This window comes from Streptomyces sp. MB09-01 (assembly GCF_033794505.1).
Classification (GTDB): Bacteria; Actinomycetota; Actinomycetes; order Streptomycetales; family Streptomycetaceae; genus Streptomyces.
This window is the reverse complement of sequence record NZ_JARAYQ010000282.1, coordinates 1-9,992: the sequence shown is the minus strand read 5'-3', so window position 1 is coordinate 9,992 and position 9,992 is coordinate 1. Positions and strand designations below refer to the sequence as shown.

At 73.3% G+C, this 9,992-nt stretch carries 11 protein-coding genes and 1 tRNA gene; 6 read left to right on the top strand and 6 right to left on the bottom strand.

Annotated elements, in window-relative coordinates; all coding sequences use genetic code 11:
- The first annotated feature begins 109 nt into the window (after positions 1–109).
- The 3 genes from PV721_RS36680 to PV721_RS36670 all read left to right on the top strand — a co-directional run bounded on the left by PV721_RS36680 (position 110) and on the right by PV721_RS36670 (position 2,005).
- Complete coding sequence (locus PV721_RS36680) at positions 110–1,072, top strand: ATP-binding cassette domain-containing protein (protein WP_319732134.1); 963 nt, start codon at positions 110–112, stop codon at positions 1,070–1,072.
- Positions 1,069–1,857, top strand: coding sequence for an ABC transporter permease (locus PV721_RS36675; protein WP_319732132.1), 789 nt, complete (start codon positions 1,069–1,071; stop codon positions 1,855–1,857). Before PV721_RS36680 ends, PV721_RS36675 begins: the two co-directional genes overlap by 4 nt.
- Before the next feature lie 74 nt (positions 1,858–1,931).
- Positions 1,932–2,005, top strand: a tRNA-Thr gene (locus PV721_RS36670).
- Between the two features lie 63 nt (positions 2,006–2,068).
- Here PV721_RS36670 and PV721_RS36665 read toward each other — a convergent pair.
- The gene (locus PV721_RS36665) at positions 2,069–3,451 is read right to left on the bottom strand and encodes an FAD-binding oxidoreductase (RefSeq protein WP_319732130.1); all 1,383 of its coding nucleotides are present in this window, start codon (positions 3,449–3,451) and stop codon (positions 2,069–2,071) included.
- A 323-nt stretch (positions 3,452–3,774) separates the two neighbouring features.
- On the opposite strand from PV721_RS36665, the gene PV721_RS36660 reads away from it, so the two are divergent.
- Positions 3,775–4,674 carry an aminoglycoside phosphotransferase family protein gene (locus PV721_RS36660; protein WP_319732128.1) on the top strand — a complete coding sequence of 300 codons (900 nt, stop codon included), beginning with the start codon at positions 3,775–3,777 and terminating at the stop codon, positions 4,672–4,674.
- Between the two features lie 33 nt (positions 4,675–4,707).
- Positions 4,708–5,181, top strand: a complete 474-nt coding sequence (locus tag PV721_RS36655; protein ID WP_319732126.1) for a GNAT family N-acetyltransferase — start codon at positions 4,708–4,710, stop codon at positions 5,179–5,181.
- 41 nt (positions 5,182–5,222) lie between these two features.
- On the opposite strand, the gene PV721_RS36650 is transcribed toward PV721_RS36655, so the two are convergent.
- The gene (locus tag PV721_RS36650; RefSeq protein WP_319732136.1) at positions 5,223–6,215 is read right to left on the bottom strand and encodes a zinc-binding dehydrogenase; all 993 of its coding nucleotides are present in this window, start codon (positions 6,213–6,215) and stop codon (positions 5,223–5,225) included.
- 106 nt (positions 6,216–6,321) lie between these two features.
- Here PV721_RS36650 and PV721_RS36645 point away from each other — a divergent pair, with 106 nt between their 5' ends.
- Positions 6,322–6,996, top strand: coding sequence for a pentapeptide repeat-containing protein (locus tag PV721_RS36645; protein ID WP_319732124.1), 675 nt, complete (start codon positions 6,322–6,324; stop codon positions 6,994–6,996).
- On the opposite strand, the gene PV721_RS36640 is transcribed toward PV721_RS36645, so the two are convergent.
- From PV721_RS36640 to PV721_RS36625, 4 genes are all read right to left on the bottom strand, one after another.
- The gene (locus PV721_RS36640; protein WP_319732122.1) at positions 6,926–7,864 is read right to left on the bottom strand and encodes a hypothetical protein; all 939 of its coding nucleotides are present in this window, start codon (positions 7,862–7,864) and stop codon (positions 6,926–6,928) included. The two genes, PV721_RS36645 and PV721_RS36640, sit on opposite strands and share 71 nt — an antisense overlap.
- Positions 7,861–8,364, bottom strand: a complete 504-nt coding sequence (locus tag PV721_RS36635; protein WP_319732120.1) for a hypothetical protein — start codon at positions 8,362–8,364, stop codon at positions 7,861–7,863. Before PV721_RS36635 ends, PV721_RS36640 begins: the two co-directional genes overlap by 4 nt.
- A gap of 85 nt (positions 8,365–8,449) precedes the next feature.
- On the bottom strand, positions 8,450–9,073 hold the full coding sequence (locus PV721_RS36630; RefSeq protein ID WP_319732118.1) for a response regulator transcription factor: 624 nt from the start codon (positions 9,071–9,073) through the stop codon (positions 8,450–8,452).
- On the bottom strand, positions 9,070–9,992 hold a 923-nt coding region (locus tag PV721_RS36625; RefSeq protein WP_319732116.1), incomplete at its 5' end, for a sensor histidine kinase. The genes PV721_RS36630 and PV721_RS36625, both read right to left, overlap by 4 nt.

Genomic DNA, 9,992 nt, shown 5'->3' with positions numbered 1-9,992 from the left:
CATCCACAACTCCCTGAAGAACAGCGACGGCGCCAACGCCGCCCTCACCCTCCACGCCACCACCGGCTACGGCGACATCACCGCCCGCAGCATCTGAGGAGCACCCACCATGACGAACCTGGCCATCGCGGCGTACGGACTGCGCAAGTCCTACGGCGGCAAGGTCGTGCTCGACGGCGTCGACCTGACCGTCCCCGAAGGAACGATCTTCTCCCTGCTCGGCCCGAACGGCGCCGGCAAGACCACCTCCGTCAAGATCCTCTCCACTCTCACCTCCGCAGACCCGGGCACCGGCGGCGTCCACATCGGCGGCCACGACCTGGCCGCCGACCCCCAGGCGGTGCGGGCCGCGATCGGGGTCACCGGGCAGTTCTCCGCCGTCGACGGCCTGATCACCGGCGAGGAGAACATGCTCCTCATGGCGGACCTGCACCACCTGTCCAAGCGGGAAGGGCGGCGGGTCGCCACCGGGCTGCTGGAGCGCTTCGACCTGGGGGAGGCCGCGAAGAAGCCCGCCTCCACCTACTCCGGCGGCATGAAGCGCCGCCTCGACATCGCCATGACGCTGGTCGGCAGTCCGCGGATCATCTTCCTCGACGAGCCGACCACCGGCCTCGACCCGCGCAGCCGCCACACCATGTGGCAGATCATCCGCGAGCTGGTCGCCGACGGCGTCACCGTCTTCCTCACCACCCAGTACCTGGAGGAGGCCGACCAGCTCGCCGACCGCATCGCCGTGCTCAACGACGGGAGGATCGCCGCCCAGGGCACCGCCGAGGAGCTGAAGCGGCTCATCCCCGGCGGGCACGTCCGGCTCCGCTTCACCGACCCGGCCCCCTACCGGGCCGCCGCCCTCGCGCTCGGCGAGGTCACCCGGGACGACGAGGCGCTGTCCCTGCAGATCCCCAGCGACGGCAGCCAGCGCGAGCTGCGCTCCCTCCTCGACCGGCTGCACTCCGCCGCCATCGAGGCCGACGAGCTGACCGTGCACACCCCCGACCTCGACGACGTGTTCTTCGCCCTGACCGGCGGCACGAGCGTCCCCAACCAGCCCGAGGAGGCTGTCCGATGAGCTCCTTCTCCCTCGCCGTCCGCGACTCGTCGACGATGCTGCGCCGCAACCTCCTGCACGCCCGGCGCTATCCGTCGCTCACCCTGAACCTCCTGCTCACGCCGATCATGCTGCTGCTCCTCTTCGTCTACATCTTCGGAGACGTGATGAGCGCGGGGATGGGAGGCGGCGCGGACCGCTCCGCGTACATCGCGTACGTTGTCCCGGGCATCCTGCTGATGACCGTCGGCGGCACCGTCGTGGGCACGGCGGTGTCCGTCTCCAACGACATGACCGAGGGGATCATCGCCCGCTTCCGCACCATGGCGATCCACCGCGGGGCGGTGCTCATCGGGCACGTCGTCGGCAGCGTGCTGCAGTGCCTGATGAGCGTGATCCTCGTGGGCGCCGTGGCCGTGGCCATCGGTTTCCGGTCCACGGACGCGACCGCCCTCGAGTGGCTGGCGGCGTTCGGACTCCTCGTGCTGTTCGCCACGGCGCTCACCTGGATCGCCGTCGGCATGGGCCTGATCAGCCCGAACGCGGAGGCCGCCAGCAACAACGCGATGCCGATGATCCTGCTGCCGCTCCTCTCCAGCGCCTTCGTCCCGGTCGACGCGATGCCGGGCTGGTTCCAGCCGGTCGCCGAGTACCAGCCGTTCACCCCCGTCATCGAGACCTTGCGCGGCCTGCTCCTCGGCAGCGGGATCGGCCACAACGGGTGGCTCGCGGTCGCCTGGTGCCTGGGTCTCGCGGCGCTCGGCTACTTCTGGTCGGCCGCGAAGTTCAACGGCGACGCGAAGTAACCGGCCGGGTGATGCCTGCAGCTTTCAATGTGATGGCCCGCGCAAGAGCGGTCTGTGTAGAGTGATGGCGGCTTGCCTCCTTAGCTCAGCTGGCCAGAGCACCGCTCTTGTAAAGCGGGGGTCGTCGGTTCGAACCCGACAGGGGGCTCCGTGCCCGAAGGCCCCGGACCTGCACGGTCCGGGGCCTTCGGCATGTCCTGGGCGCCGGGCGTCAGCGGCGGCCCGAGATGCGGTCCGCCAGGCGGGCCAGGGGTGTTGTGGTGGGGCGGTGGGTGGCCGTTTCGCGGCGGTCGGCCTCGCGGTACGCGGCGTAGAGGGCCTGGACGCCGAGCCAGCGGAAGGGTTCCGGTTCCCAGCGGCGGACCTTGTGGCCCACCCAGGGGAGGGCGGTGAGGTCGGTGGACTCGCCGAGGACCAGGTCGCGCAGGGTGCGGGCGGCGAGGTTGGCGGTGGCGACGCCCGAGCCGACGTAACCGCCGGCCCAGCCCAGGCCCGTGGTGCGGTCCAGGGTGACGGTGGCGCACCAGTCGCGCGGGACGCCGAGGACGCCGGACCACGCGTGGGTGATCTCCGTACCCGTGAGCTGCGGGAAGAAGGAGAAGAGGAGGTCGCGGAGGGAGTCGATCGTGGCGGGCTGGGTGCGGCCGTCGTTGTCGGTGCGGGAGCCGAAGCGGTACGGGACCCCGCGCCCGCCGATCGCGATGCGGTCGTCCGCGGTGCGCTGGGCGTACATGTAGGCGTGGGCCATGTCGCCGAGGACCGGGAAGTCCGACCAGCCCAGTTGGTCCCAGGTCGCGGCGGGGAGCGGGGCGGTGACGATCATCGAGGAGTTCATCGGCAGCCACGAGCGCTTCTGGCCCTTGAGGGCGGCGGTGAAGCCCTCGGTGCAGCGCAGGACGTACGGGGCGCGGACGGTGCCGTAGGGGGTGACGGCGCGGCGGGGGGCGATCTCGGTGACGGGGGTCGACTCGTGGATGACGACGCCGAGCCGTTCGCAGGCGGCGGCGAGGCCCTTGACGAGCTTGAGTGGGTGGATGCGGGCGCCGTGCGGGCTCCAGCTCGAGCCGACGGCATCGGCGACGTTGATGCGCCGGTGGGTCTCGGTGGCGTCGAACAGTTCGCGGTCGCTCTCACCGAAGGAGAGCTCGGCGGCGTGGAAGGCCTTGAGGCGGCCGAGCTGGGCGGGGGTGCGGGCGACTTCGAGGACGCCGCCGCGGTGGATGTCGGCGTCGATGTCTTCCTTGGTGGTGACGTCGATGACCTCGGTGACGGTCTCGTTCATGGCGTGCTGGAGGCGGCGGGCGGCCTCGTGGCCGTGGAGCGCGGCGTAGCGGTCGCGGCCGGCGATGCCGTTGTAGAGCCAGCCGCCGTTGCGGCCGGAGGCGCCGTAGCCGCAGAACTTCTGTTCCAGGACGGTGATGTGGAGGTCGGGGGCGGCCCGCTTGAGGTAGTAGGCGGTCCACAGGCCGGTGTAGCCGCCGCCGACGATGACGACGTCGGCGGTGCTGTCGGCGGTGAGGGGGGCGCGGGGTGGGGTGGCCTCGGCGCCCGGGTCGGTCGCGTACCAGAAGGAAATACCGCCGTTGATCGTCATGGGGGAGTTGGTACACCCGGTTCCGGTAGGGCGTCCAGGGGCTGGTTGTCGTGCGTTGGGGCGGGTTTCCCGGCCGGATGGCCGATGTGGGAGGGGCGGCGGGGACCGTAGGGTGGTGGGGTATTTGTTGTGTTTTCAGGTGAGAGGTTCGGTTGACGTCGACGGGGCGAAGGCCGTCGTGGGGACGCCGGACGCGCCGCGCACGGTGCAGGTGCTGATGGATCCGCGGTGCGGCTGTCGCGCGGACGCTGAAGGGCGCGGGGACCGGGTGAGGCCGTCTCTCTTGTAGCCGCCGGTGCGGCCTGCCGGGATACCTTCGGATCATGGTGGACATCGGGGAGATTCCGGACGGGCTGGTCGAGGCGCAGCTCAGGTTCAACGGCGATGCGGGGCGGGAGTTCATCGCGGCGCTGCCGGAGCGGGCGGCGCGGTTCCTGGAGCGGTGGCAGCTGCGGTGCGCCGGGCCGGCCATGCACGGGGTGACGGCGTTGGTGCTGCCGGTGGAACGGGCCGACGGGAGTGCGGCCGTACTGAAGCTGGTGTCGCTGGACGAGGAGAGCGTGGGGGAGCCGGTCGCGCTGCGCGCGTGGGGCGGGCGGGGGTGCGTACGGCTGCTGGAGCACGACGCGGAGACGGGCACGCTGCTGCTGGAACGGCTCGACGAGCGGCGGCACTTGTCGGCGCTCGTGCGGCAGGACGCGCGGCGGGCGGTGGGCGTGGTCGGGGAACTGCTGGCGCAGCTGACGGCGGTGCCCGCGCCGGCCGGGCTGCGCGGGCTGGGGGAGATCGCGGCCCAGATGCTGGCGGACGTGCCGCGGGCGGCGGGGCTGCTGGTGGAGGAGCGGGAGCGGGCGCTGCTGCGGGACTGCGCGGCGGCGGTGGCGGAGGTCGCGGGCGAGCCGGGGGACCGGCTGCTGCACTGGGACCTGCACTACGACAACGTGCTGGCGGGCGACCGGGAGCCGTGGCTGGCGATCGATCCGAAGCCGCTGGCCGGGGATCCGGGCTTCGATCTGCTGCCGGCGATCGTCAACGACTTCCGGCCGCAGGAGGTGCGGTGGCGGTTCGACCTGCTGGCGGAGGCGGTGGGGCCGGACCGGGAGCGGGCGCGGGCGTGGACGCTGGGGCGGGTGCTGCAGAACTGCCTGTGGGACGTGGAGGACGGGGAAGAGCGCCTGGACGAGGAGCAGTTGACGGTCGCGGAGGTATTGCTGGGGCGCTGACCTGCGGGCGATCCACCCCTTTAGGCTGCGCGCATGATCCGTAGCGCTGAAGTCACCGACGTCCCCGTCATCCACGCGATGATCCGCGAGCTCGCCGCGTACGAGAAGGTGCCGCACGAAGCGCGGGCCACCGAGGAGCAGTTGCGGGAGGCGCTGTTCGGGGAGCGTCCGGCGGTGTTCGCGCACATCGCGGAGACGGAGGACGGGGAGGCCGTCGGCTTCTCGGTGTGGTTCCTCTCCTTCTCGACGTGGCGCGGGGTGCACGGGATCTATCTGGAGGACCTGTACGTGCGGCCGGGCGTGCGCGGGGGCGGCCACGGGAAGGCGCTGCTGGCGGAGCTGGCGCGGACGTGCGTGGAGCGGGGCTACGAGCGGCTGGAGTGGTCCGTCCTGAAGTGGAACGCGCCGACCATCTCCTTCTACGAGGCCTTGGGCGCGCGGCCGCAGGAGGAGTGGTCGGTGTACCGGCTGACGGACGGCGCGCTGGCGGCCCTGGGCTCCGCGTAGGGCGGCCGAGCCGGCCGGGCCGGTCAGGACGGTCGGGCCGGTCAGGGTTCGAGGACGACCTTGCCGGTGGTGGCGCGGGTTTCGAGGGCGTGGTGGGCGGCTGCGGCCTCGGCGAGGGGGTAGCGGGTCAGGGCCGGGCGCAGGCGGCCGGCGGCCGCTTCGGCGAGGGCGCGGGTCTCCAGGACGCGCAGCGGGTCGGGGGCGCCGACCTGCTGGAGCATGGCCGGGCCGAGGACGCCGCGGGTGGTGATGCCCCGGGCGGTGAGGCCGGCGCGTTCGGCGTCGGTGAGGTCGAGGGGGCCGCCGGACCAGCCGAAGACGAGGTGGCGGGCGCCGGGGGCGAGCAGGTCGAGGGCGGTGCGGGCGGTTTCGCCGCCGACGGAGTCGAAGAGGACGGTGGCGCCGGCGGGGTACCGGGCGCGCACGGCGTCGGGCCAGGCGGGGTCGGTGTAGTCGAGGGCGAGGTGGGCGCCGTTGGCGGCGGCGCGGGCGGTCTTGGCGGGGCCGCCGGCGAGGGCGATCACGGTGGCGCCGGCGTTCACGGCGTACTGGACCAGCAGGGTGCCGATGCCGCCCGCGGCGGCGGGGACCAGGGCGACGGAGCCGGGGCCGAGGTCGGCGAACTGGAGGATCCCGAGGGTGGTGCGCCCGGTGCCGATCATGGCGACGGCCTCGGCGGGGTCGAGGCCGGGCGGTACGGGGTGGAGGCGGTCGGCGTCGGCGACGGCGTACTCGGCGTAGCCGCCGGGGGCGAAGCCGAGGTGGACGACGACGGGGCGGCCGAGCCAGGCGGGGTCGGTGCCGGGACCGAGGGCGTCGACGGTGCCGGCGACCTCGCGGCCGGGGACGGTGGGGAGCTCGGGCAGGGCGGGTGCGGGGCCGCGCTCGCCCTCGCGCAGGGCGGTGTCGAGGAGGTGGACGCCGGCGGCTGCGACGGCGATGCGGACCTGGCCGGGGGCGGGTACGGGCGTCGGCACGCTTTCGTACGTGAGGTTCTCGGCGGGGCCGAAGGCGTGGAGGCGGATCGCGTTCATGGTGGGCGCGGTGGTCATCGCGGGCACGGTGGTCATGGGCCCACGTTCTTGCCTGAAGCATGGTTGAGGTCAAGGGATTGTCGGTGGGGTGGGCCACGATGGGGGCATGGCGAGCAAGGGGCAGCAGCGGACGGTGAAGGCGGCGCGACGGCCGGAGGTTCGGCTGCCGGAGCTGGTGGCGTGGCAAGGGGGCGGGCTGGAACCGGACGGGGACTACGACGGCCTGGAGTTCGCGGACCTGGACCTGGCGGGGCAGGAGGGGATCGGGGCCCGGTTCATGGACTGCGCGGTGCGGCGCTGCGTCCTGGACGAGGCCGGGCTGTCGAAGGCACGGGTCCTCGACTCGGTGCTGGAGGGGGTCCGGGGGGTGGGGACGGACCTGTCCGGGGCCTCGCTGCGGGACGTGGAGCTGGTGGACGCCCGGCTGGGCGGGGTGCAGCTGCACGGGGCCGTGCTGGAGCGGGTGGTGGTCCGCGGCGGGAAGATCGACTACCTGAACCTGCGCAAGGCGCGGCTCAAGGACGTGGTCTTCGAGGGGTGCGTGCTGGTGGAGCCGGACTTCGGGGGTGCGGTGCTGGAGCGGGTGGAGTTCCGGGACTGCGCGCTGCGCGGGGTGGACTTCAGCGGGGTGCGGATGCAGGACGTGGACCTGCGGGAGGCCACGGAGCTGGGGATCGCGCGGGGAGTCGACGCGTTGGCCGGGGCCGTGATCAGCCCGGCGCAGTTGTTCGATCTGGCTCCGGCGCTGGCGGCGCAGCTGGGGCTGCGGGTGGAGGCGTAGCCGCTGCTTCGATGCGGCGGCGCACGACCTGCCAGTGCGGGTCCGCCCCGCGGACGGGGCCGGGGAGCCCGAGCAGGCGTACGTCTTCGAGCAGCTCCTCGGAGGCGCCGTGGGCGCGCAGCCGTGCGGGGGCGTGGCGTGCGAACCAGGAGACGAGCTCGTCGTGGACGGCCTCGTCCTCCTCCCAGGTGCTGCTCCCGGAGAGCCACGGCAGGAAGCCCACCAGCAGCTCGGTCGTCCAGGCGTCGAAGGTCTCGGCCAGGTGGCGGTCGGCGACGGGGCCTTCGGTCTCCTCCCACACCGCCAGCCACGGGCCCAGCGTGCCGGAGGCCTCCCTGCACAGCGGGAGGAGGTCGTGCGCGGGGACGGCCGGGTCCGGGGTGCGGAGGGTGTGGGCCCACCAGGCGTGCAGGAATTCCCGCACGGCCGCGCTCTGCCCGGCGGGCCACTGCTGCCAGTCGCCGCGCTCGAACGAGAGGCCGACGTGGCCGATGGCGTACGCGTGGGCGCCGAGGCCGACGGTCAGCTCGCGGGCGAACTGCGGCAGGACGCGGCGCAGCACGGCGCCGTGGTCGCGCCAGTCGGGTGCGCTCCAGGCGCGGTGCAGCAGGTCGGGGTCGAGTTCCGTGTCGGGAACCTTCAGCCGGGCGAGCTCCTCGGCGCTGCCCCAGTGGCAGTCGCACTGGACCTCGTCGGCCCGGGCCGTCATTCCGCGGAAGGTGACGGCCAGCCGGTCCAGGGCCCGGTCGAGACGGACGCGGGCGGCGTCTGCGGCGCGGTCGGCCGCGTCGGGGCCGGCCGCCTCGGGCAGGGCCGCGTAGGAGTGCGTCGCGTAGGCGTCCGGCGCGCCGGGACCGGTCACGCTCACGCCGGGACGCGGGGGAACTTGGCCTGGAGGGTCCAGATGACGGGGTTGTCGGCGAGGCCGTCGTGCATGTCGACGAGGTCCGCGACGAGGTCGTGCAGGAAGTCGCGGGCCTCGCGGCGCAGCAGGCGGTGGCTGAAGGTCAGCGGGGCTTCCTCGGCCGGCATCCAGTCGGCCTCGACGTCGACCCAGCCGAAGCGGCGCTCGAACAGCATCCGGTCCGTGGACTCGGTGAAGTCGAGTTCGGCGTGCTGGCGGTTGGCGGAGCGGTTGCCGCGGGGGTCCTGGTCGAGCTGCTCGACGATGTCGCACAGCGCCCAGGCGAAGTCCAGAACGGGCACCCATCCCCAGGCTGTGGACACTTCCCGGTCCGCATTGGTGTCGGCGAGGTAGACGTCCCCGCAGAACAGGTCGTGGCGCAGGGAGTGGACGTCCGCCGAGCGGTAGTCGGTCTGCGGGGGGTCCGGGAAGCGCCGGGAGAGGGAGTAGCCGATGTCGAGCACGTACCCGATGGTGTCACGGGTCCCGGGACCTCCCCACCCCGGACGGGCGCCGGCCCCGGACCTTCGCCCCGGTCCCGCCGACGCGTCAAGAAGGGAGAAGGCGTTGTTCCTTCGCCACCGAGACCGCGCCCGCGCGGGTGTCGACGCCGAGTTTGTCGTAGATGCGGCCCAGGTGGGTCTTGACCGTGGCTTCGCTGATGAACAGGGCGCGGGCGATGTCGCGGTTGCCGAGGCCGCGGGCGAGCTGGCCGAGGATGTCCAGCTCGCGGTCGGTCAGCGTGGGGCGGGTGCCGCGCATGTGGGCCATCACGCGGCTGGCGACGGGAGCGGACAGGGTGGTGCGTCCCTGGGCGGCCGAGTGGATGGCGGCGAAGAGCTCCTCCGGGCGTTCGGCCTTGAGGAGGTAGCCGGTGGCGCCCGCGCCGATGGCCCGGGTGATGTCCGCGTCGGTGTCGTACGTGGTGAGGACCAGGACGTGCGGCGGGTGGGGGGCGGCGGTGATGCGGCGGGTGGCCTCGACGCCGTCGATGCCCTCGCCGAGCTGGAGGTCCATGAGGACCACGTCGGGGCGGAGCTTGGCGGCCAGGGCCACCGCCTCCTCGCCGCTGCCCGCCTCGCCGAGGACCTCGATGTCCGGCTCGCTGCCGAGGAGGGCGAGCAGGCCGGCGCGGACCACCACGTGGTCGTCGCAGAGCAGGATCGTCGTCATGGGGCCGGCTCCAGGGGGATGGCCGCGGAGAGGACGGTGCCCTCGCCCGGCGCGGATTCGATGGTGAGGGTGCCGCCGAGCTGGCGGACGCGGGCCCGCATCGCGGGGAGGCCGTGCCCGCGTTCGGCGGCGCCGGTGCGGGGCTCGGTGAACCCGTGGCCGTCGTCGGCGATGTCCAGGACCACCTGGTCCCCGAGGAAGCTGAGGGTGAGTGCGGCCGCGCGGGCGCCGGAGTGCTCGCGGACGTTGGCCAGCGCGCCCTGGGCTATGCGCAGCAGGGCGGACTGGACGCGGTCCGGGAGCGGGGCGGGGGTGCCTTCGAGGTGGAAGCGGACCTCGATGTCCGGGCCTGCGTCCAGCGCGTGCAGGGCCTCGGCGAGGCCGGCGCCGTCGGCGAGCTCGGACGGGGCCAGGTCGTGGACGAGCCGGCGGGCCTCGGCGAGGCCGTGTGCGGCGATGCCGGTGGCGGTGCGGACGTGCGCGCGGGCGATGGCCGGGTCGGTGTCCCAGGTGCGGTCCGCGGCCTGCAGCAGCATCTGCTGGCTGGACAGGTTCTGGGCGAGGGTGTCGTGGATCTCCATGGACAGCCGCTGCCGTTCGGCGAGGGTGCCTTCGCGGCGTTCGGTGGCGGCCAGTTCCCGGCGGGTGCGGATCAGGTCGTCGATCAGCTGCCGCTGAGCCAGGGCCTGGCGTTCCATGTGGACGAACACGGCGGTGGCGAGGGCGGCGACCGCGGGTGGGGCCAGGAGCAGGTTCGGGTCGAAGGACTTGGACAGCTGCAGCTGGGCGACCACCACGAAGCCGGTGAGGAGGGCGACCAGGACGACGGCGGCGCGGGGCGGGAGGGTGCGCAGGGCGGTGAAGAAGAGCGGTACGGCGCACCAGGCGAAGCTCGGCGCGAGGACGACCAGGACCACCC